This window comes from Streptomyces sp. NPDC051183 (assembly GCF_040682455.1).
In the GTDB taxonomy this organism is placed as follows: Bacteria; Actinomycetota; Actinomycetes; order Streptomycetales; family Streptomycetaceae; genus Streptomyces.
In genome coordinates, this window is sequence record NZ_JBFBBA010000001.1 from 297,305 (window position 1) to 318,341 (window position 21,037).

The 21,037-nt window shown below is 73.8% G+C and carries 20 protein-coding genes and 1 pseudogene; 10 read left to right on the plus strand and 11 right to left on the minus strand.

Annotated features, from left to right (window positions below):
* Positions 1–145 precede the first annotated feature (145 nt).
* Positions 146–532 carry a hypothetical protein gene (locus tag AB0M99_RS01370; RefSeq protein ID WP_365916536.1) on the minus strand — a complete coding sequence of 129 codons (387 nt, stop codon included), beginning with the start codon at positions 530–532 and terminating at the stop codon, positions 146–148.
* On the opposite strand from AB0M99_RS01370, the gene AB0M99_RS01375 reads away from it, so the two are divergent.
* The gene (locus tag AB0M99_RS01375) at positions 512–925 is read left to right on the plus strand and encodes a hypothetical protein (RefSeq protein ID WP_365916538.1); all 414 of its coding nucleotides are present in this window, start codon (positions 512–514) and stop codon (positions 923–925) included. The two genes, AB0M99_RS01370 and AB0M99_RS01375, sit on opposite strands and share 21 nt — an antisense overlap.
* A gap of 17 nt (positions 926–942) precedes the next feature.
* Here the strand turns inward: AB0M99_RS01375 and AB0M99_RS01380 are convergent.
* Positions 943–1,611 (minus strand): annotated as a pseudogene (locus AB0M99_RS01380) (DUF6777 domain-containing protein); the annotation flags it as partial.
* Between the two features lie 443 nt (positions 1,612–2,054).
* Between AB0M99_RS01380 and AB0M99_RS01385 the strand changes: the two are divergent.
* Positions 2,055–3,359: a streptophobe family protein gene (locus AB0M99_RS01385; protein WP_365916275.1), complete on the plus strand. Its 1,305-nt coding sequence runs from the start codon at positions 2,055–2,057 to the stop codon at positions 3,357–3,359.
* A 61-nt stretch (positions 3,360–3,420) separates the two neighbouring features.
* Here the strand turns inward: AB0M99_RS01385 and AB0M99_RS01390 are convergent, their stop codons facing one another.
* Positions 3,421–3,978, minus strand: coding sequence for a MepB family protein (locus AB0M99_RS01390; protein WP_365916277.1), 558 nt, complete (start codon positions 3,976–3,978; stop codon positions 3,421–3,423).
* A gap of 27 nt (positions 3,979–4,005) precedes the next feature.
* Positions 4,006–4,368: a DUF4180 domain-containing protein gene (locus tag AB0M99_RS01395; protein WP_365916279.1), complete on the minus strand. Its 363-nt coding sequence runs from the start codon at positions 4,366–4,368 to the stop codon at positions 4,006–4,008.
* Between the two features lie 149 nt (positions 4,369–4,517).
* Here AB0M99_RS01395 and AB0M99_RS01400 point away from each other — a divergent pair, with 149 nt between their 5' ends.
* Positions 4,518–4,841: a hypothetical protein gene (locus tag AB0M99_RS01400; protein ID WP_365916281.1), complete on the plus strand. Its 324-nt coding sequence runs from the start codon at positions 4,518–4,520 to the stop codon at positions 4,839–4,841.
* A gap of 3 nt (positions 4,842–4,844) precedes the next feature.
* Here AB0M99_RS01400 and AB0M99_RS01405 read toward each other — a convergent pair whose 3' ends face one another.
* Genes AB0M99_RS01405 through AB0M99_RS01415 form a run of 3 tightly spaced genes read right to left on the minus strand, consistent with a single transcriptional unit; the run spans position 4,845 to position 8,991 of the window.
* Positions 4,845–5,879: a serine/threonine-protein kinase gene (locus AB0M99_RS01405; protein ID WP_365916283.1), complete on the minus strand. Its 1,035-nt coding sequence runs from the start codon at positions 5,877–5,879 to the stop codon at positions 4,845–4,847.
* A complete protein-coding gene (locus AB0M99_RS01410) occupies positions 5,879–6,595 on the minus strand; it encodes a hypothetical protein (protein ID WP_365916285.1) in 717 nt (238 codons plus the stop codon). Before AB0M99_RS01410 ends, AB0M99_RS01405 begins: the two co-directional genes overlap by 1 nt.
* A gap of 5 nt (positions 6,596–6,600) precedes the next feature.
* Positions 6,601–8,991, minus strand: coding sequence for an FHA domain-containing protein (locus tag AB0M99_RS01415; RefSeq protein WP_365916287.1), 2,391 nt, complete (start codon positions 8,989–8,991; stop codon positions 6,601–6,603).
* Positions 8,992–9,171: 180 nt separating this feature from the next.
* On the opposite strand from AB0M99_RS01415, the gene AB0M99_RS01420 reads away from it, so the two are divergent.
* From AB0M99_RS01420 to AB0M99_RS01440, 5 genes are all read left to right on the plus strand, one after another.
* On the plus strand, positions 9,172–10,263 hold the full coding sequence (locus AB0M99_RS01420; protein WP_365916289.1) for a cation diffusion facilitator family transporter: 1,092 nt from the start codon (positions 9,172–9,174) through the stop codon (positions 10,261–10,263).
* A 72-nt stretch (positions 10,264–10,335) separates the two neighbouring features.
* Entirely contained in the window at positions 10,336–10,827 is a 492-nt protein-coding gene (locus AB0M99_RS01425) for an NUDIX domain-containing protein (protein ID WP_365916291.1), read from the plus strand.
* Between the two features lie 48 nt (positions 10,828–10,875).
* Positions 10,876–12,132, plus strand: coding sequence for a Tm-1-like ATP-binding domain-containing protein (locus tag AB0M99_RS01430; protein ID WP_365916293.1), 1,257 nt, complete (start codon positions 10,876–10,878; stop codon positions 12,130–12,132).
* Positions 12,133–12,241: 109 nt separating this feature from the next.
* Positions 12,242–13,822 carry a serine/threonine-protein kinase gene (locus tag AB0M99_RS01435; RefSeq protein WP_365916295.1) on the plus strand — a complete coding sequence of 527 codons (1,581 nt, stop codon included), beginning with the start codon at positions 12,242–12,244 and terminating at the stop codon, positions 13,820–13,822.
* A complete protein-coding gene (locus AB0M99_RS01440; RefSeq protein WP_365916297.1) occupies positions 13,819–14,427 on the plus strand; it encodes a hypothetical protein in 609 nt (202 codons plus the stop codon). Before AB0M99_RS01435 ends, AB0M99_RS01440 begins: the two co-directional genes overlap by 4 nt.
* On the opposite strand, the gene AB0M99_RS01445 is transcribed toward AB0M99_RS01440, so the two are convergent.
* The gene (locus tag AB0M99_RS01445; RefSeq protein ID WP_365916299.1) at positions 14,405–14,737 is read right to left on the minus strand and encodes a DUF6191 domain-containing protein; all 333 of its coding nucleotides are present in this window, start codon (positions 14,735–14,737) and stop codon (positions 14,405–14,407) included. The genes AB0M99_RS01440 and AB0M99_RS01445 overlap by 23 nt on opposite strands.
* Positions 14,738–15,019: 282 nt before the next feature.
* Positions 15,020–16,309 carry a bifunctional GNAT family N-acetyltransferase/ATP-binding protein gene (locus AB0M99_RS01450; RefSeq protein ID WP_365916301.1) on the minus strand — a complete coding sequence of 430 codons (1,290 nt, stop codon included), beginning with the start codon at positions 16,307–16,309 and terminating at the stop codon, positions 15,020–15,022.
* 160 nt (positions 16,310–16,469) lie between these two features.
* On the opposite strand from AB0M99_RS01450, the gene AB0M99_RS01455 reads away from it, so the two are divergent.
* Both AB0M99_RS01455 and AB0M99_RS01460 read left to right on the plus strand, forming a co-directional pair.
* Positions 16,470–17,954 carry a hypothetical protein gene (locus tag AB0M99_RS01455; protein ID WP_365916303.1) on the plus strand — a complete coding sequence of 495 codons (1,485 nt, stop codon included), beginning with the start codon at positions 16,470–16,472 and terminating at the stop codon, positions 17,952–17,954.
* An 86-nt stretch (positions 17,955–18,040) separates the two neighbouring features.
* Positions 18,041–18,814, plus strand: coding sequence for a trypsin-like peptidase domain-containing protein (locus tag AB0M99_RS01460; protein ID WP_365916305.1), 774 nt, complete (start codon positions 18,041–18,043; stop codon positions 18,812–18,814).
* Between the two features lie 37 nt (positions 18,815–18,851).
* On the opposite strand, the gene AB0M99_RS01465 is transcribed toward AB0M99_RS01460, so the two are convergent.
* Positions 18,852–19,340 (minus strand): NUDIX domain-containing protein, encoded by a 489-nt coding sequence (locus AB0M99_RS01465; protein WP_365916307.1) that lies wholly within the window; start codon positions 19,338–19,340, stop codon positions 18,852–18,854.
* Positions 19,341–19,371: 31 nt separating this feature from the next.
* The gene (gene lnt / locus AB0M99_RS01470; RefSeq protein ID WP_365916309.1) at positions 19,372–21,018 is read right to left on the minus strand and encodes an apolipoprotein N-acyltransferase; all 1,647 of its coding nucleotides are present in this window, start codon (positions 21,016–21,018) and stop codon (positions 19,372–19,374) included.
* Between the last annotated feature and the right edge of the window lie 19 nt (positions 21,019–21,037).

Consider the following 21,037-nt stretch of genomic DNA (forward strand, 5'->3'; position numbering starts at 1 on the left):
AGGCTCAGACGGCGGAGGCGGAGGAGGCGGAGGAGGAGGCGGAGGAGCAGGCTCAGACGTCGGAGGCGGAGGAGGCGGAGGAGGCGGAGGAGGAGGAGGCGGAGGAGGAGGCGGAGGAGGCGGAGGAGGCGGAGGAGGAGCAGGCTCAGACGTCGGAGGCGGGGGCGGAGGAGGAGGCGGCGGCGGGGGCGCGGGCTCGGACGGCGGAGGAGGAGGCGGGGGCGGAGGAGGCGGAGGAGGAGGAGGAGGAGGCGGGACCGTCGTCTCCGGCGCCGCCGAGGTCCGGGGCACCTCGGGCTTCGGCTCCGGCTTCGCCGATGTGGGACTCGGCGGGGCCGGAGGCTTCGGCTCCGCCGAGGTCCGCGGGGCCGGCGGCGACGAGGGCTCCGGGGCAACGGACTCCGGCGAGGCGGGCGCCGCCGACGACGACGGAGACGACGGGGACGCCACCCGCGGCGACAGCGGAGGGCAGGGTCCGGTCGGGGCGCCCGGGGGCGGGGGCACGATCACGGTGCCGGAGAGCGAGGGGCACGGCGTACCGGCCCCGGAGGGCTCCAGCGCGGTCGAGGGCGACCGGGAATCGGTCACCGACCCCGACGGGGACTCGGAGGAAAGTATCGACGGCGAATCCGACGGGGACTCCGACGGCGAGGTCACCGACCCCGACGGGGACTCCGACGGCGACGTCACGGACTCCGACGGAGATTCCGACGGCGACGTCACGGACTCCGACGGAGATTCCGACGGCGACGTCACGGACTCCGACGGCGTCACCGGGCTCTTGGTGACCGGCGGCGTGATCGGCGTGAACGGAGGCGTGATCGGCGGCGGCGGCACGATCACCGGCGGCGGCACCGGCCTGTCGCGCTTGCCGTGGTGGTCGCCGCGGTCGCGCTCGTACCAGTGGCGTTCCTTGTGGTCGTAGATCACGAACTTCTTCACGACGGTCACCGACGGCGCGATGACCACGACCTTCGTCGGCTGGTACGAGTTCCACGTCTGCCCGAACCGCTTCGGGTTGGCCTTCAGCGCCACCGGCGCCCCGAGCGGGTTGCCGCAGGCGCACCGCACCCGCGGCACCCCTCGGTCGTCGACCAGTACGGCCGTGCCGGCCTGGAGCACGGCCTGGTAGCTGGTGGCCTTGCCGTCCCGGTAGCCGTGATTGGTGACCCGGGTGTCCATGCGCAGCTGCATCGGCGTGAGCGAGCGCAGGTAGGCGGCCACGGAAGCCGGCTGGATGCCGAGTGCCGAGGCGAAGGCGGTGTTCTTGGCCGGCTCCGCGGTGAGCACCTTGATCTGTTTCTCGACGTCACAGCTCGCGAGGTCCTTGGTACCGCCGTACAGGCCGGGCGAGGATCCACTGACGCTCCGCGTGGCGGTGGGCCCGGTGGTCCGGGGCCCGTCGGGCAGCGGTTTCGTGGAGCTGGCGGACGGCAGCGGGCTCTCCGGCGGCGGCGTGGCCTCCTTGGCCGCGGTCGACTCGGTGAACGGGTCCGGACCCGAGGCCGCCGCGGGCTGCAGGAACACTTCACCGCCCGCAGAGGTGGAGGTACCGGTCGGCCGGGTCAGCACCACGACCAGGACCACGGCGGCGGCCACCGCGACCAGCATGGTGGCGAGCTTGGGCACCGAACGCCACCAGGGCTCCTTGGCCGGCGCACCCGGCGTGCCCTCAGGGCCCCCAGGGCCTCCAGGGCCCCCGGAGCCCCCAGAGCCGTCGCCAGGCCCCCCGGGACCCCCGGGCCCCGCACCCCCCGCGCCGCCGTCGCCGCCTGCCCCGGGAGGACCGGGAGGCGGCGATGAGGGCGGCCCCTGCTGCCCGCCGGAGAGCGGGCCGGACGGAGGGCCGGTGGGGCGCTCGGACGGCGACGACGGCGGCTGCTGACCAGAGGGTTGCGTGGTCACGGGCTCTTCTTCCCAGACGGAGGAGTTCCGGTCCCAAGTGGAGGTTCCGCTGCAATTGCACGGAAATCTCCGGATCTATTCACTCTTGCCGACCATTGTGTGCGCCGTTCAGGTGGTGCCCGCAAGCGGAGGGTGCCTACGGTTGCAGGGTGAGCCGTACGCCCAGTACGTCCGGCAGTACCCCCGCCGGAACACCCGGGGCCTCCGCGAGAGCATGGCGCGACGCCCTCGTCGCGGTGGTCGCGGGCTTCGTGGTGATGACCGTCGTCGCGGCCGCCGGGCTGACCCTGGCGGGCGCGGGCGATCTGCCGGGCGGCGCCTTCCCCCGCGTGGTGGCCGCCGTCGTCGTGATGGCGGCCGGCGGCGCGGTCGACGTGTCGGGCGGGGCCGGCTTCCTGGCGGGGGCCGACGCGAGCCTGTCCGTACTCCCCCTCTCCGTGAGCCTGGCGGGGGCACTCACCGCCGGCTGGTGCTTCCTGCGGCCCCTGCACAACCGCGCCGTGGCCGGACCGCGCGAACTGCTGTCCCGCGCCGCCCCGTTGGTGCTGCTGTGGCTGCTGGCGCTGACGGGTTCCGCGCTCCTGGCCCGGCAGACCTTCGCCGTCTCCACGGGCGACTCCCCCGCCGGCGAGATCGGCGAGGAGATCGGCGAACTCCTCGACTCCTCCCCGACGGTGGGGTTCAAGGCCGCGCTGCCCGCCACGCTCTTCTTCGGACTGCTGTGGATCCTGGGCCTGTTGCTGGCCGCCCTGCTGATCTCGCGCCGGGCGCCGCTCCCGGCCGGGCTGATCCGCTTCCACTCTGCGGTGCGACCGGCCGCGTTCGCCGTGGTCGCGCTGCTCCTCGCGTACGTCGTCCTCGGTGTCGTGGCCGGTCTGGTGGTGGCGGCGACCCAGGGGCACGCCGCCCGCACCCTGGCCGTGGTCCTGCTCGGCCTGCCGAACCTCGCCTGGCTCGCCCTCACCCTCGGCCTCGGCGGCGCCTGGGAGGGCAAGGTCGAGGGCCCGTTCGGGCTGCCGATGCCCCAGCTGCTGGACCACGTGCTGCGCGGATCCGACCTGTCGACGGTGGACGTGGCCTCCCTCGCACGGCAGGACTCCCGGGCCTGGTGGCTCGTGGCGGTCGCGGCGGTCCTGCTGCTCGGCGCGGGTGTCCTGGCGGCCGTCCGCTCCCCGGCGGACCTGCGCCCCTGGCAGCACGCGCTCCACCTGGCCGTGGCGTTGGCCCTGGCGACCCTGGTGGTGTGCCTGCTGGCCTCCGTGCAGGCCAGGATCGGGCTGTCGCTGCTGGGCATCGGCGACGTCGACGGCCTCGGCGGCAAGGTGGAACTCCGCCCCGTCCTGTGGCGCACGGTGGGCCTCGCCTTCCTCTGGGGCGCGGTGGCGGGCTTCCTCGGCGCCCTCGTCGCGCGCCCCCTGCGCCACCGCGGGCCCGTGGGCCCGACAGCCCCTTAGGGGGTGTCTGGCGGATCATGGCCGGGCCCGGCCCGCCGGGGCGGCCCGGACGGGGACCGGCCTACGCGCCGCGGTAGAGGTCTCGGGCCCGGGCGCAGTCGGCGGGCCGGTCCTCGTGGAGGTCCAGGAAGTGCTCCAGCTGCCATGCCTGCGCGCTCGCGGCCTGCCGGTTGGTGGTGGTCGCCCAGGGCGGATAGACGCGGAAGGCCCGCTTCCCACCGGAGCCGCCTGCCGCCACCACACCGTGTCGCACGAGCGCGTCCTTCGGGAAGACGAACTGGCCGAAGCCGAGGCCAGATCCGGATCCACCGTCGTCGCGGGTGCTGACGACGAAGAGGTCGACGGGGTCGGTCGCGTCGAAGGGCTGGATGGGCCCACCCGGGGACCGCTTCCACACGGTGACGAACTGGCCGACCTTGGTGGGGGTCGTCCTGGCCGCGCGGAACCGGAGGGCGAGTCCGTCGACGGTGAAGGCGTGCGCGGCGTACTCGGCGCTCTCGTTCTCCGGGACCGGCTGCGAGCAGGCCATCCCGCAGGGGTCGTACACGCGCGCCTTCGCCGCGAGGAGGTCCCCGTGGACCGGGACGGCGTCCGACCACGGGGTGGGTTCCGTCGCCATTCGTCCGCCCTTCCGCCCTTCAGCCCCTCAGCCCCTCAGCCGCTCCCGCAGTTCCTCGACATCGGTGAGGAACCAGGTCTGCCGCCCCCGGTTGCATTCGCGGACGAAGTCCCGGAGCGCCGAACTGCTCTCCGTATGGCCGGAGATGTCACCGAGGACGACCACTCCCAGGCGGTAGTTGGCGAACTTCTGGACGATGTCGCCGGCGACGCGGCTGCGCAGCCGGAAGAACGCTTCGTCCAATCGTCCCACCGGGATCACGACCCACTCGGCCCCCTGGTAGCCGGCGTCTCCGATCAGGTCCAGGACGTCGCCCTCGCCACGGATGGCCTCGCCTTCGTCGGCGCACATGAGGACGGGTACGTCACCAATCGTCTGCAGAGTGCTCATGAAGATCGAGACTAACTGAGCCATACGGGTGAACGCACGGAAATCGGCTCATCGGGGGATCGTTTCTGCATGTCACGCTCGCCTCCGTGAACACGATCAAAGGCCTGTTTCGGCCGCTTCATGCCGCTGGCCTGCTTGCAGTCTCCGCGTTGGCCCTGACCCTCTCCACCGCCCTGCCCACCCAGGCGACGAGCACCGGCGCCCGCTACCTGGCCGGCCCCACGGGCCGCGCTGCCCCCGGCGCCGAGGCGGTGGCCGTCAGCCAGGTGTTCTGCCCGCGCGGCATGACCGTGCAGTCCGGCGGCTACTCCACCGCCCGCCGGGACCGCGACGCCGAGGGCGGGTACCGGCACACCCTCCTGGCCAGCCACCCCGTCTTCGACGCGGACGGCCGTACGGGCTGGTACGCCTCCGCCTCTCACACCGAGGTGACGGCCCACGTGCTCTGCCGCCCCTCCGACACCGGCGACTGACGCTCAGCCGCGCCCCCGGAACACCGGCATCGCCCACCTCGGCGGCGGAGGCGGCGGCCCCGGATCCTGCCCCGCGTCCGGCCCCAGGGCAGTCGCGGCCGGCCCGCCCGCCACGCGGGTCAGGGGATGGCCGGTTCCACCGCCCGCCCCGCCCGCTTCCGCGACCGGCTCCGCCCCCTCGCGCCGCAGCGCGTCGGTGAACTCCAGGCAGCTCGCCCACCTGTCCTCCGGCGCCTTGGCCAGCGCCTTCGCCAGCACGTCGTCCACCCCTGCGGGCATTCCGGCCCGGCGCGAACTCAGCGGCGGTGGCGGATCGTACTGGTGGGCCCAGAGCAGCGCCATGTCGTCGTCCCGCTGGAACGGCGGCCCGCCCGCGAGGGTCTCGTAGACGACGCACCCCAGGCTGTAGACGTCGCACCGGCCGTCCACCGGCTTCCCGGAGATCTGCTCCGGCGCCACGTAGTCCAGCGTCCCCACGAACTGCCCGACGCTCGTGAACCCGGTCAGCGACAGCGACTTCTTCGTCAGCCCGAAGTCCGTCAGGTACACGTGCTCGGGGTGCTCGCTGTCCGTGCCCTCCGCCACCAGGATGTTGCCGGGCTTCACGTCCCGGTGCACCAGGTCGTGCCCGTGCGCCGCGTCCAGGGCCGAGGCCACCTGCCCGGCGATCCGCGCCGCCGTCGCCACCGGCAGCGGCCCGGTGCGGTCGAGCATGGCCCGCAGGTCCTGTCCGGCCACGTACCGCATCGCGATGTACAGCAGCCCGTCCGTCTCCCCCGCCTCGAAGACCGGCACGATGTGCGGGTGGTCGATGGCCGCCGCCACCTTCGACTCGTGCGCGAACCGCTGCCGGAAGGTGTCGTTGCGCGCGAGCTCGGGGGCCAGCAGCTTCAGCGCCACCGTCCGGTCCAGGCGTACGTCGTGCGCCCGGTAGACGACCGCCATTCCACCGCGCCCGATCTCGCTCTCGACCACGTACCCGGCGATCCGCCGCCCCCGCAGGTCGGAGGCGCGGCCGCCGAGCGGCTCCTCGGCCATCACCGCTCTCCGGCCCCGGGCCCGGGCCCGGCACCGGGCAGGTCCGCGATCCGCGTCGGCTCGTGCGTCCCGCCGGTGCCGACACCGCTACCGCTACCGGCATCCGCATCGACATCGGCACCGGGACCGGCGACGGCCCCGGTGTCGGCTTCTTGTACGTCGGCCGCTCCCGCGGGGTCGGTGTCCTGCGGCGGGGCCTCGGGCGCGGCCCTGGCACCCGGTCCGGAGACGACCGCGTAGGTCGTCAGACGGGTCCCGTCGGCGTACATCCACCGTCCCGCCGTTTCGTCGTAGAGCCACACGGACTCCCCGTCGACCACGACCCCGGCGCGCAGTCCCCGGGTGCCGCGCCGGAAGGCCCCGGAGTCCACCCCGCCCGAGGCGTACTCCCGCACGGCCCGCCGGTACCGCTCCAGCGCCTCGGCTGTGTGGGCGAGCAGCGGCTGCGGGTCCTCCGTGCGCGCGAGGGGCCGCCCGCCGGTCGGCGGGGGCTGCGGCACGGCCACCAGCAGGCGGCCGTCCACCCACGCGGACCAGCCGTTGGAGCACAGGACCTCCCCCCACTCCCCGCGCCGGGACAGCAGGCGCACGGGCAGGAAGGCGTCCAGGGACGCGGTCGGCCGGGACACGTCGGGCGCCTCCCAGGCGGGCAGCCCCTCCTGGGGCACGACATGGGTGGGACGGAACTCCCCACCGGGCTCCGCAGGGCTGGTCATCCGCCCTACTTCCGCATGATCGCGGGCTCGTGCCGCCGCAGCAGCCGCGCGACCAGCACGCCGAACAGCACGGACAGGCCCACCAGCATCCCCAGGTTCAGCAGCCACACCCCGGTGGTGTGCGCGAAGAGCGGGTCGTCGGTGAGCTCGCCGGGCACGATCGCGCCGAGGCCGATGGTGCCGGCCATCGCGCCGAGCGCCCACCGCGACGGCACGAACCAGGCCAGCTGCTCGATCACCGGCACCCCGTCGAGCTGGAGCAGCGCTCCGCAGAACACCACTTGGACGATGGCGAGGAGGACCAGCAGCGGCATGGTGACCTCCTCCTTGCGCACCAGGGCGGAGACGAGCAGGCCGAGCATCATCGCGGTGAACGACAACAGGGCGACGGCCAGGGTGATTTCGATCAGGGGCGGCAGCAGGACCCCCTTGCCGTCGGGTGCGTTGTGTTTCACTCCGAACAGTCCGACGAGGGTCAGCACCACCGCCTGGGCCACGGTGACGGCGCCGAGCACCACCACCTTGGACATCAGGTAGGCGGATCTGGACAGCCCGACGGCGCGCTCGCGCTGGTAGATGGTGCGTTCCTTGACCAGTTCGCGCACCGCGTTGGCGGCGCCCGTCAGTACGCCGCCCACGCACAGGATGAGCAGGGCGTTGATCGCCGTCTCCTGGGTGAGGGTGCTGCCGGCCAGGGCGCGGGCCATGGCTCCCATGACGAACGGGAGCGCGATCATGATGGCCAGGAAGGTGCGGTCGGCGCTGAGTGCGGCCGCGTACCGCCGGATCAGGGTGGACAGCTGGGAGCCCCAGCTCTGGGCCTTCGGGGGCGCGGCGACGAAGCCCGCCGCCCGGTCCTCCCCGTCGAGGCGCGGCTGGCGGGGGGCACCCGTCACGTAGCGGCGGTGCTGGGCCGAAGCGGCGTACTCGGCGGCCCAGTCGCGCCCCCGCTCGTTCTCGAAGGCCTCGAAGGCCTCGGGCCACTGCTCGAAGCCGAAGTAGCCGAGGGTTTCCTCGGGCGGGCCGAAGTAGGCGATGCGGCCGCCCGGGGCGAGGACCAGGAGCCGGTCGCAGACGTCCAGGCTGAGCACGCTGTGGGTGACGACGATGACGGTGCGGCCGTCGTCGGCGAGGCCGCGCAGCATGTGCATCACGGAGCGGTCCATCCCCGGGTCGAGCCCGGAGGTGGGTTCGTCGAGGAAGAGCAGCGAGGGCTTGGTGAGGAGCTCCAGTGCGACCGAGACGCGCTTGCGCTGGCCGCCGGAGAGGCTGTGGATGGGCTGGTCGGCGCGCTGCTGGAGGCCGAGTTCGCCGATGACCTCGTCCACCCGGGTCTGGCGTTCGGCCTTGGCGGTGTCCTGCGGGAAGCGCAGTTCGGCGGCGTAGGCGAGGGCGCGGCGGACGGTGAGCTGTGCGTGCAGGATGTCGTCCTGCGGTACGAGTCCGATGCGGCTGCGCAGTTCGGCGTAGTCCCGGTACAGGTCGCGGCCGTCGTAGAGGACGGTGCCGTGGTCGGCGGGGCGCAGGCCGGTCAGGGCGCCGAGCAGGGTGGACTTGCCGGCGCCGCTGGGGCCGACGACGGCGAGCAGGCATTTGGCGCCGACGGGGAAGGAGACGCCTTCGAGGAGGGTCTTGCGGCCGTGGTCGACGGCGACGGCGAGGTTCTGGACGTCGAGCGAGACCTCGCCGGTGTCCACGTACTCCTGGAGCTGGTCCCCGACGAGGCAGAAGGCGCTGTGCCCGATGCCGACGATGTCGCCCTCGGCGAGGCGGGCGGCGCCCTCGACGGGTGCGCCGTTGAGGTAGGTGCCGTTGTGGCTGCCGAGGTCGACGATCTCGTACGTGCCGTCGGCGAGGGAGCGCAGTTCGGCGTGCCGGCGGGAGACGACGAGGTCGTCGATGACGAGGTCGTTGTCGGGGGCGCGGCCGATCCGCACGGCGGTACGGGCGGCCAGCGGCCGGATGGCGGTCGGCCGGGCGAAGGTGCCGGTCAGCGCCGGGCTGGACACCGAGGAGGGGCGTGCCGTGGCCCGTGCGGGCGGCGCGGACGGGGGCGGCGGGGCCGGGGGCGGGGGCGGGGGGCCGACCAGCAGGGCTCGCGGGCCGTCGGCCGCGCTGCCGAAGCGCAGTTCGCTGCCGACGCCGACGGCCCATTCGTGGACGCGGTGGCCGTCGGCCCAGGTGCCGTTGGTGCTGTTCTCGTCCTCCAGCGTCCAGTGGTCGCCGTCGGGGCGCAGGACCGCGTGGTGCCAGGAGACGCGTGCGTCCTCCAGGCAGATCTCGCAGAGGGGGTCTCGGCCGACGTGGTACGTCCGGCCCGGGGTCATCGCGGTGGAGCCCCTGTCGGTCTCCAGAACGAGCTCGGGCGCGGTCGGCACACCGGGGCGCTGGGCCATGGTCAGATTTTCCCACGATCCGGCCGACCCGGCAGTCGCCCGGCATAATCGCAGGTCAGGCCGGTGTTATAGGTAATGACAACGGTCCCCGTTGCAGCCTTTGCCCATCTCCGCCAGGTGCGCTTCACTTCACGCGACAGATCCGAACAGCGACCGGTCCGAAATCAAACGGGGGACGCCATGAGTGCGCACGACCACGCGCCGCACGAGCACGACGACCCGGCACACGACCACGACGGGAACGGCCACGGCGGTGCCGGCGGCCACGGCGGTCACGGCCACGACCACGGTCCGGGCGGGCACAGCCACGGTGTCGCGGCCGACGCCGACCGCCGCTGGCTGGCCATGGCGTTGGGCCTGATCGCGGCCTTCATGGCGATCGAGGTCGTCATCGGTGTGGTGGCGCACTCCCTGGCCCTGATCTCGGACGCCGCGCACATGCTGACCGACGCCGTCTCGATCGTCCTGGCGCTGATCGCGATGCGGCTCGCCGCCCGCCCGGCGCGCGGCGGCTTCACGTACGGCCTCAAGCGCGCCGAGATACTCTCCGCCCAGGCCAACGGCCTGACACTGCTCCTGCTGGCGGTCTGGCTTGCGTACGAGGCGGTGCGCAGGCTGCTCGACCCGCCACCGGTGGAAGGCGGCCTGGTTCTGGTCACGGCGCTGGCGGGGATCGCCGTCAACGTGGTCGCGGCCTGGTTCATCTCGAAGGCGAACCGGACCTCGCTCGCCGTCGAGGGCGCCTACCAGCACATCCTCAACGACCTGTTCGCCTTCATCGGCACCGCCGTCGCCGGTCTGATCGTGCTCACCACCGGTTTCCGGCAGGCCGACTCGATCGCCTCCCTCGTGGTGGTCGTGCTGATGGTGAAGGCGGGCTACGGACTGGTCCGGGAGTCCGGCCGGATCTTCCTGGAGGCGGCTCCGGCCCACGTGGACCCCGACGCCGTGGGCGACCGGCTCGCCGGACACCCGCCCGTCACCGAGGTACACGACCTGCACATCTGGACCATCACCTCCGGTCAGGCGGCGCTCTCCGCCCACGTGCTGGTGGCGCCCGAGAGCGACTGCCACGCCGTCCGCCGCGACCTGGAGGGGCTGTTGGCCAAGGAGTACGGGATCACGCACACCACCCTCCAGGTGGACCACGCCCAGGACTCCCTGCTCACGGTGGGCCGCGCGGGCGAGATCCCCGGCCCGGACCCGTCGTCCGATCCGCACTGCGCGGACGCGCACGGACCGGTGCACCGGCGGGGCCCGCACGACCACTGATCCGGCGGCGCACGCGCTGCCGGGGCCCGCGCCGGGTGCTGAGCCGCGCCCGCGCGGGGCATACATCACCGCATGACGCCGAAGCGCAGCGCCGGGCTGCTCCTGTTCCGCGAGATCGACCACGGTGCCGCCGGGGGCGGTCCGGATGACGTCGAAGTCCTGCTCGGCCACATGGGCGGCCCGTTCTGGGAGCGGCGCGATGCGGGCGCGTGGTCGATCCCCAAGGGCGAGTACGGCCCGGAGGAGACCCCGCGCGATGCCGCGCGCCGGGAGTTCACCGAGGAGATCGGGCTGCCTCCGCCGCAGGGCCCGTACCTGCCCCTGGGCGAGGTGCGGGTGCCGGGCGGGAAGCTGGTGACGATCTGGGCGGTACGCGCCGACCTGGATCCGGCGCTGATGGTGCCCGGGACGTTCAGCATGGAGTGGCCCGCCGGTTCGGGCCGGACGCAGGAGTTCCCGGAGCTGGACCGGGTGGCCTGGTTCGCTCCCGAGGTGGCCAGAAACAAGCTGGTGGTGTCCCAACTCCCTTTTCTGGAGCGGCTATTGGGGCTAGCGAAGGGTTGACCCACCCTTTACTTGCCAACAAACCCCACCTGCATGGACATTGCACCTATGACGAACGTCGTGCTGGTGGGAACCCTGGACACCAAGGGTGTGGAGTACGGCTGGTTGCGCGAGCGGCTGCTCGGCGCCGGCGTCGAAGTGGTGTTGGTCGACACAGGAATCATGGGCGAACCCCGGGTGCCCGCCGACGTGCCGCGTGAAGCGGTGGCGCGGGCAGCGGGGACGGAGCTCTCGGAACTACGCGCGGCCGCCGACCGGGGTGCGGCCGTGACCACAATGGCCCGGGGCGCGGAAGCGACCCTCTTACGCCTGCACGCCGAAGGCCGGCTGCACGGGGTGCTCGCGATCGGCGGCAGCGGCGGCACCTCCATCGCCACCCGGGCGATGCGCGCACTCCCCCTGGGCGTGCCGAAACTGATGGTCTCCTCGATGGCGTCCGGGGACGTGGCCCCGTACGTCGGGTCGGCGGACATCACGATGATGTACAGCGTGGTGGACATCGCGGGGATCAACAGCGTCTCCGCCCCCATCATGGCGAACGCGGTCGAGGCCGTCGTCGGCATGGCCAGGGCCTTCGAGCGCCTCTCGCTGGAACTGCGCCGTCCGGTCCGGCTGGGCGCGGGCAGCCGTCCGCTGATCGCGGCGAGCATGGCGGGCGTGACCACGATCGGCGTGGACGCGGCCCGGGAGCGGCTCACCGAACTCGGCTACGAGGTGCTGGTCTTCCACGTCAGCGGCACCGGCGGGCGCACCCTGGAGAAGCTCGCCGGCCAAGGGGTCTTCACCGGCGTCCTCGACCTCACCCTCAGCGAGCTGGCCGACGACCTGTGCGGCGGGATCCTCACCGCGGGCCCCGACCGGCTCAGTGCGGCCGGGCGGGCCGGGATTCCGCAGGTGGTGAGCCTGGGAGCGCTGGACATGGTGAAGTTCGGCCCGCTGGAGACCCTGCCGGAACGGGCCCGCTACCGGCGGGTCCGCGTCCACAACCCCTCGATCACGGTGGTCCGTACGACCGAGGACGAATGCGCCGAACTGGGCCGCAGGGTCGCCGCGAAACTCCGTGCGGCCACCGGCCCCACGGCGGTCTGCGTCCCACTGCGCGGACTGTCCACGCTCGGCGCGCCGGGCGGCCCCTACCATGACCCCGACGCGGACCGGGCCCTGTTCTCGGCGCTGCGCGACGGACTGCGGGGCAGCGCCGCCCGGCTCTACGACTACGACACCCACATCAACGACCCGGACTTCGGACGGGCGGCGGCCGACCGGCTGCACGCCATGATCGGCGCGGTATCGGCCGCCGCCTGAGACACCCCGCCCGCGGGAACCGGCCGTGGCGAAATCGTGTCCCAGCAGATGGCCGGTCGACGACCGACCGGCCGCGGGGCACGGATCGCCATGGCAGGGGGCAGGAACGATGAAGGACGCGTGGACGGTCCCCGGCTACACGCACATCCGGGAACTCGGTTCGGGCGGCAGCGGCCGCGTGGTGCTCGCCGTCCACGACGGTACGGGCACCGCGGTCGCCGTGAAGTACCTCAGCGACCGCATGCTCCAGGACCCCGCCTTCGTACGGGAGTTCCGGGCCGAGGCGCGGCTCCTGGGCGGGCTGCGCTCCCCGTACGTGGTGGGCCTGTACGAGTACGTCGAGGCCCCCGGCGGCGCCGCGATCGTGATGGAGCTGGTCGACGGGATCTCCCTGCGGGCGCTGCTCAAGCAGTCCGGGCAGGCCGCTCCGGAGGCCGCTCTGGTGGTGCTGAAGGGCTCCCTGCTGGGGCTCGCCGCCGCGCACCGGGCGGGCGTGGTCCACCGGGACTACAAGCCGGAGAACGTGCTGGTCGCGGCGGACGGCTCGTCGAAGCTGGTGGACTTCGGCATCGCGGCGGGCCGCGGCACCACCCCGGGCGTGGCCGGAACGCCCGCGTACATGGCCCCGGAGCAGTGGCAGGGCCGACCGGCCTCCCCCGCGGCCGACGTGTACGCGGCGACGGCGACCTTCTTCGAATGCCTGACCGGGCGCAAGCCGTACGACGGGGAGAACTTCGCGGAGCTCGCGGTCCAGCACATCGAGGCGCCCGTCCCGGAGACCGAGGCGCCCGAGCCCGTACGCCCGCTCATCCGGCGGGGGCTGGCGAAGGCTCCGGAGCAGCGGCCGGAGAACGCCGACGCGTTCGTGGCGGAGCTGGAGGGCGTGGCCCTGGCGGCGTACGGGCCGCAGTGGGAGGAGCGCGGACAGCGCAAGCTGGCGGCGCTGGCCGCGCTGCTGCCCCTGCTGTTCCCCTCGGCGGGGGCGCCCGCGCAGGGCACGACCGCGGTCGCCACGACCACGCTGCCCCCGGGCTCCGGCTGGTCCCCCGGTCGGCGCGGCTGGCTCGCGGCGGGCGTGTCGCTGGTGCTCGGCGCGGTGCTGGTGCTGACGACGGACGCGATCGGCGCCGCCCCGGGCGGGGCCTCGGCGGTGAGCGCGTTCGCGACGACGAGCGCCACCCCGGGCTCGTCGCCCTCGCCGACCCCGACGCCGTCGCCCTCCGCGTCCCCGAGCCCGAGCCCTTCGGCTTCGCCGAGCGCCTCGCCTTCGCCCACGCCGTCGTACTCGCCGCCCGCGAGCCCGTCCGTGAGCCCCACGGTGAAGCCGACGGTGACCTGGTCGCCGACTCCGACCCCGACGCCGACGCTGAAGGTCACCAAACTCGACGTCGCGCTGAAGCCCGGCATCTACCGGGGCGACGCCACGGTGTCCGTGGCGACCCAGGGGACCGGTACGGTCACCGTCGTCGTGGAGTGGTTCACCGACTACACGCAGGGCGCGTACTCCGTGCCCGACGGTACGGAGACCTTCACCGTCCCGGCCGGCGATCCGGTCTCGGTGGTCAAGTCCCACACCTTCACCCGCGGGCGCGGCTGCTTCGGCGGGGTGCGGGTCACCACCAAGCCCGCGGCCCCAGGTCCCGAAACCGACTCTCAGCGCCTGCTGCGCTGCCAGGAGCCGCCGTCATGAGCGATCCCCGAGTCCCGCACCACGCCGGCGACGACGACTACAGCGCCACCGTCCTCGGCAGCCACTGGTTCAGCGGGCCCCCCGAGCCGGCCGAGGTCGCCCCCGACCGGGTCGAGGGGTCGGTGCTGCGCTTCGGTCCCGGGGTCACGGCGGCGATGCCCGCGCCGTTCCCGGTGGCCGTCCCGGCCGCCGTCCGGCGGCCCCGGCGGGGGCGGGGGCTGCGCCGGTACGCCCTCGCGGCGGTGGTCCTGCTCGCGGTCCTCGCGTACCTGGGCTGGCGGCACTACGGGCCCTCGATCGCCGTCCGGGAGGTGGCGGTGAGCACCGATCCGCAGGGTCCCGCCTGCGACTCGGCGGCCGATGTGGTGGCCGTCGTACGGACGAACGGGCGCGCGGGGGTCCTTCAGTACCGCTGGGTGCGCAGCGACGGAACCCGGTCGGAGCCGCTCACCGAACGGGTGCCGCGGGGCCGTGGGGAAGCACGGCTGCACCTGCTGTGGACGTTCCACGGCACCGGTGCCTACCCGGCCAGGGCGGAGCTCCAGCTGATCTCGCCCGAGCCCCGCACCGCGGCGGTGGAGTTCACGTACCGCTGCCGCCCGTAGCCCGCGGGGACAGCCGGATGACGGCGCGCCCGGCGTCGAGGTCCACCCGGGACCGGGGCGGCGCGCCGTCCTCCTCGTCGTCGCGCATGACGAGGGCGCTCTGCCGCTCCTTCAGCTCGTTCTGCTTGCCCGGCGAGAAGCTCGCGTGCAGTTGCTCGAAGCCGGTGGAGGAGATCTGCCCCTGCCTGCCGTTCCAGCGCCAGGGCAGCAGCCCTGCACGGTTCGCGCGCACCAGTGCCAGGTCGAGGAACGCCATCGCGGTGAGCAGCAGCGCCAGCCCCGGCAGGGTCATGAATATGACGAAGCCCATGGGCCGACAGTAGCCCAGGGGCCCTTCGGCCCCGGGGTGCGGGGCCGCCGGCCGGTACTTCCGGCCGGGGTGGCCGTGGCCGTACGGCCGAAGCGCGCGGACCCCGTCCGCTGGTTGACTCGGAAGCGTTGACGAGGGCGCTCAGGACGCCCTCCGGCACCCATGCGCGTCACGTTCCAGCCGGCGAACACCCCAACCGGAGCGTGGCCGTCCCGCACGGATGCCAAGTCCGCGCGGGAGGCCCGCAGCTGCTTTGGGGAGTGGCTGCGGGCCACTTCGCGTTCAGAGCCGGGCGTGCGCGGTGATGTCCGCCGCGAACTCGCCCGTCATGGCCGGGGTCACCGTCGGGCGGCACTGCGCGATGGCCGCCAGGTAGTCCTCGGTGGTCGCGCCCAGCTGCGCCGCCACCGCGCCACGGGCGCCCACCGCCTCCAGGTCCCGTTCGAAGGACACCTGGGCGGCGGTCCGCGCCGCGTGCTCGATGTCGGCCGGGGTGAACAGCTCGCTGGCCGCCACCAGGGCCGATACGTCGACGTCCGCGCGGCCCGCCGTGTAGCGCGCCCAGATCGCGGCGCGGGCCCCGGCGTCCGGGGTGCCGATCGGGATCAGGTAGTCGAAGCGCCCGGGCCGCAGGAAGGCCGGGTCGAGGGAGCGGATGGAGTTGGTCGCGCAGACCAGCAGCCGCTCGTCGCCCTCGCGGAAGCCGGGTATCAGCTTGAGCAGCTCGTTGGTCACCCCGTGGATGCCGCCGGGCTGCGCGGGCTCGGTGCGCACGGGCGCGATCTCCTCGACCTCGTCGATGAAGACGAGCACCCGCTCCAGCTCGGCGATCCGGGCGAAGGCTTCGCGCAGGGCGGTGGACAGGTTGCCCTGGTCGGCGAGGCGGGAGGGCAGCAGTTCCACGAAGGGCCAGCCGAGCCGCGAGGCGATGGCGCGCGCGAAGGTGGTCTTGCCGGTGCCGGGCGGGCCGAAGAGGGTGATGGCGCGCGGCGGGCGCACCCCGTGCGCGGCGGCCCGCTCGGGTTCGGCGAGCGGCAGCACCACACGCCGCTCGATGAGGTCCTTCTCCTTCTCCATGCCGGCGACCTTGGTCCACAGGTCGTTCGGCAGGAAGCGGCCGCCGAGGTCGTCGAGGAGGCCCGCGGCCGGACCGTGCAGCGGCTCGGTCTTCTCGAAGTAGGCGACGGCCGGCTGCCGCGTGTACCCGGCGTTGAGCAGGCCCTCGCCGAGCAGGTCCTCCTCGGGCAGGACGTAGGCGATGCGGCCGACGCGGGCCGCGATGAGCCGCCGTTCCAGCTCGACGAGCAGGGCGCTGGCCAGGCCCCGGCCGCGCCAGCCCGCGGCGATGGCGATGCGCATCACCCAGGCCCGCTCGCCGGTGACGCAGGCGAGGGCCGCGCCGATCGGTACTCCCTGGTGGACGGCGACGACGCAGGGCTGCCGGTCCGTGAGGGCGCTGATGCACTCGGCGAGGGAGAAGACGGACTCCTGGCCGAGTTCTGCCGTGGTGTCGATCAGGTGGACGACGGCGGCGAGATCGCTCTCGCGGTAGTCGTGGATGAGCCAGTTCACCGGGTACCGCCCCTCGTTGGTGCTCTTGGGGCGAGGCTAGGTGCGGGCGGGTAGTGCGTTCACGCTCCGCGGCGCACAACACGGTGTCCGGAAATCCGCCGCCGCGTCCATAGACTGGTGGCTTCCGCCCGAGCCGCCCACCGAGGATCCGCGCGCCTTCATGTTTTCCGACATACCCCGCCCTCCGTCCGGCCGGCGCCGGCACCTCGTGTGGCTGCTTCCGGTCCTGTGGACCGTCTCCCTCGGCCTGTGGGGGCTCTCCCGGCAGGACAGCGTGTGGCGGGACGAGGCGGCGACCTGGCAGGTGGCCGGGCGCTCGGCGGGCGAGATCTGGCACATGCTCGCGAACGTCGACGCCGTGCACGGGCTGTACTACCTGCTGATGCACGGGCTCTTCGAGGTGTTCGGCGCGAGTACGACGACGCTGCGGCTTCCGTCCGTGCTCGCGGTCGCCGCCGCGGCGGCGTGCGTGGCGCTGGTCGGGCGCCGGCTGGCGGGCTTCTGGGCGGGGCTCGGCGCAGGGCTTGCCCTCGGGCTGCTGCCGGCGGTGCAGTTCTACCTCCAGGAGGGCAGGCCGTACGCCCTGGTCGCGGCCGGGGCGACGGGGGCGACGCTGCTGCTGGTGTCGCTCGTGTCGGACCGGCCCGGGCGGGACCGGCCCGGGCGGCGGACGTGGCCGCGCTGGACGGCGTACGGGCTCGCCGTGCTGGTCTGCGCCCTGCTGAACTGGCTGTCGCTGCTGGTGCTGCCCGCGCATGCGGCGACCCTGTGGTGGGCGCGGGCCGGGCGCGGGGTGTGCGGGCGCTGGCTGCTCGCCTCGGGGGCCGCGGTGGCGGGGGCGCTGCCGCTGATCCTGTTCAGCCGGGGCCAGTCCGACCAGGTGTCGTGGATACCGCCGCTGACCTGGCACATGATGATCGGTCCGGGGATCCTGCTGGCGATCGGCGGGCTCGGGGCGTGGGCGGATCGGTGGAACCGTCCTCGCGCGGGACGGCTGACGACGGCCGCCGTCGGGCTGCCGCTGCTGGCGGTTCCGCAGCTGGGGCTGATCGGGCTCTCCCTGGTGCAGCCGCTGTTCCTGGACCGGTACGTGCTGTTCAGCATGGCCGGTCTGGCCCTGCTGATCGGCGCCGCACTGGGCGCCGCCGTACGCGTCACCGCCCCCCGGTTCCCGCGCGTGGCGGGCCTGCTCGTGCCGGGCGTGGTCGGAGTCGCGGTGCTGGCGCTGCTGCCGGTGGAGCTGGGCAAGCGGGCTCCGGCCAGCCGGGTCGACGACGTGCTGGCGGTCGCCGGGGCGGTGGCCCGGCTGAAGCACGACGGGGACGCGGTCCTGTTCGTACCGGCGGCGCGGCGGGACACCGCGCTGGTCTCGCCGGCGGCCTTCACGGGGCTGGCGGACATCGCGCTGGCCCGTACGCCGGTCGCCTCGGGCACGCTCAAGGGCGAGGAGGCGGACCCGGCGCGGATCCGGGCGGCGCTGCTCGCGCAGGAGCGGGTGCTGCTGGTGACGGACGCGGCGAAGGTGGCGAAGCCGTCGGGGTCGGACCGGGACAAGGCGAAGGCGGCGGTCCTCAAGGAGCGGTTCAGGGTGGTGGAGGACCACCAGGTCCGGGGCCGCCGGGTGACGGTGTACGAACGCCGCTAGACCGGGCCGGGCCCGGGCCGGGATTCACAGCGGATTCATATGGAATTTCGGCCTCCGGACATAGCTTCGCCGGAGAGGCTCGGAGCATGATCCAGTGCACCCTCCCCCGACCCGGCCGCCGCTCCCGCGCTCGTGCCCGGCGGACGTCCCGGATCCTGCTGTCCCTCACCGCGATGGCCGCGCTGCTCAGCGTGGACCTGCCCGACGCCATGGCCGAACCGCCGCTGGGCGTCACCGCGGAGGCCGTCCCCGACGCGGCCGCCGACCGGGTGGGCGCGCTCTTCGCGGGCGGGCTCGACGGCGGCCACTTCTGCACCGCCGCGGTGGTGCGCAGCGACGACCGCAACGTGATCGCCACCGCCGCGCACTGCCTCGGCGACCTGGAGGGCACCGTCTTCGCGCCGGGCTACCGGGACGGCAAGGCCCCGTACGGCGTGTGGCGGCTGACCGGCATGTACGTGGCCCCGGACTGGACCGACGGGCAGGACCCGGACGACGACATCGCCTTCGCGACGGTCGCCCCGGTCGACGGGCGGGAGGTCGAGGACACCGTGGGCGGCTTCCCCGTGGCCGCCGAGCAGCCCGGCGACGCGACGGTCACGGTCGTCGGCTACCCGAGCAGCGGCGAGACCCCGCTGCGCTGCGCCAACGGCACGACGCTGTTCTCCGAGACCCAGCGCCGCATCGAATGCCCGGACCTCAGCGGCGGGACGAGCGGCAGCCCCTGGCTGGTCGACGGCGCCCTGGCGGGCGTCCTGGGCGGCTACGAGGGCGGCGGGACCGTCCCCGAGGTCTCGTACAGCGCGGTGATGGGCGACCAGGCCGTGGAGCTCTACCGGGAAGCGGCCGTCTCCGACTGACCGGCCCTCCGACCGCCCCGTCCTCCGACTGACCCGCCTACTGCTGCGGGGCTCCGGCGGGCATCGCGAACCAGGTCGGCTCGTCCCGCAGGGCCCGGTGGATGCGGTCGAGGGCGAACGGCTCCAGCGGCGGCAGGGCGTCCACCTCGAACCAGGCCACCTCCAGCGACTCGTGGTCGTTGGCCCGCGCCTCGCCGCCGGTGGCCCGGCAGCGGAAGGTGATGTCCTGGAACTGGCAGATGTCCCCGTTGGGGTAGGTGATCGGCTCGAGCATCTGGACGAGGACCACCCGCTCCGGGACGCAGGTCACCGCGGTCTCCTCGTACACCTCGCGCACCGCCGTCTCGGCGGGCTGCTCCCCCGGCTCGGCGATCCCGCCGACGACGGACCAGCGCCCGGTGTCGGACCTCCGGCCGAGCAGTACCCGGCCCAGGTCGTCGATGACGACGGCCGTGACGCCGGGCAGCAGGAGCAGCTGGTGCCCGGCGGTGGCCCGGAGCTCTCGGATGAAGTCAGGTGTGGTCATCCCCCGACCCTAAGCGGCACCGGGGCGCGGATCAGCTCCGGCGGGCCCGGATCCGACGGGCGAGCACCCAGCCGAATCCGCCGGCCGCGAGGGCCAGCAGAGCGTACTCCGGCAGCGGCCCGAACCGCGTCGCCGGGGTCTCGGTGGAGCGCAGCGGGATCTCGTCGACGAGCGCGTCGGCGGTGAACATCGCGGTCTGCTTGACGATCGTTCCGTCGGGCCGGATGACCGCGCTGACCCCGCTGGTGACCGGGACGAGGACGGTCCGGCTGTGCTCGACGGCCCGCACCCGGTCCATCGCGAGCTGCTGGTACGTCATCTGGGTGCGGCCGAAGGTGGCGTTGTTGCTGGGCACGGCGATCACCTGGGCACCGGCCCGGACGGTGGAGCGGACGGCGTCGTCGAAGGCGGCCTCGTAACAGGTGACCATGCCGACGCCGGAGCCCGCCATGTCGAAGACGCCGGGCTCCTTGCCGGGGCCGAAGTCGCGGCGCACCCGGTCCACGTCGGAGCTGAAGAGGCGGACGAAGGAGCGCATGGGGATGCGCTCGCCGAACGGCTGGATCTTGCGCTTGTCATAGGTCTCGGTGGGTCCCTTGACGGGGTCCCAGAGGATCATCGTGTTGCGCAGCGGCCCGGTCTCGGGGACCAGTACGGAGCCGATCGCCACGGGCACGCCGATGGCCTTGACCGCCTGGTCGATGACGGCGTAGGCGTCGGACTCGCGGTACGGGTCGATGTCGGAGGAGTTCTCCGGCCAGACGACGAAGTCGGGCTGCTCGGCGCGGCCGGCCTTGACGTCCTCGGCGAGCTGGATGGTGCGCTTGGCGTGGTTGTCGAGGACCGCGCGGCGCTGGGCGTTGAAGTCGAATCCGGCACGGGGCACGTTGCCCTGGATGACGGCGGCCACGGCGGTGCCGTCCTCGGCGGCGTCGGAGACCAGCGGTTTCGCGGCGAGGGCGCCGGCCAGCGGGGCGGCCACGCTCACGGCCGCGAGCAGGGCGGCGCCGGCCCGGCGGGTGTCGGCGCCGACGCGCAGGGCCTCGTAGAGACCGAATCCGCACAGCGCGACCGCGAAGGAGAGCAGCGCGGTGCCGCCGACCGCGGCGAGCGGGAGGAAGATCCCGTCGGGCTGTCCGAAGGCGAGCTTGCCCCAGGGGAAGCCGCCGAAGGGGGCCCGGGCGCGCAGGGCCTCGCCGGCGACCCAGACGGCCGCGCCCCACAGCGGCCAAGCGGGCAGCCGGCTGACGAGGGAGATGCCGAGGGCGGTGAGGCCGATGAGGAGGCCCTCCAGGGTGGCGAGGGCGAGCCACGGGACGGGCCCGACGCCCTCGCTGGTCCAGACGAGCAGCGGCAGCAGGAAGCCGAGGCCGTGCAGGAGGCCGAGGCCGAAGCCGGCCCGGGCGCGGCGGCCGTGCAGGCACCAGGCGAGCAGGGCGAGGGCGACGGGGGCGAGCCACCACAGGGGGCGGGGCGGGAAGCTGAGGTAGAGCAGCGCTCCGGAGAGGGCGGCGAGCGCGGGGCGCACCAGCCGCGCGGCCTTGCGCGCCGCGGGGCCGCCGGGGGCGGCGTCTGAGGCGGGGCCGGGGGCGGTCAGCCCGGATTCCGGTTCCGCTTCTTCTCGGACGGCGGGCTTCGACGGCTCGTTCCCGGCCGCGCGGGTCGCACTGCTGCTCATCTGGCGGAGTGTACGTCCC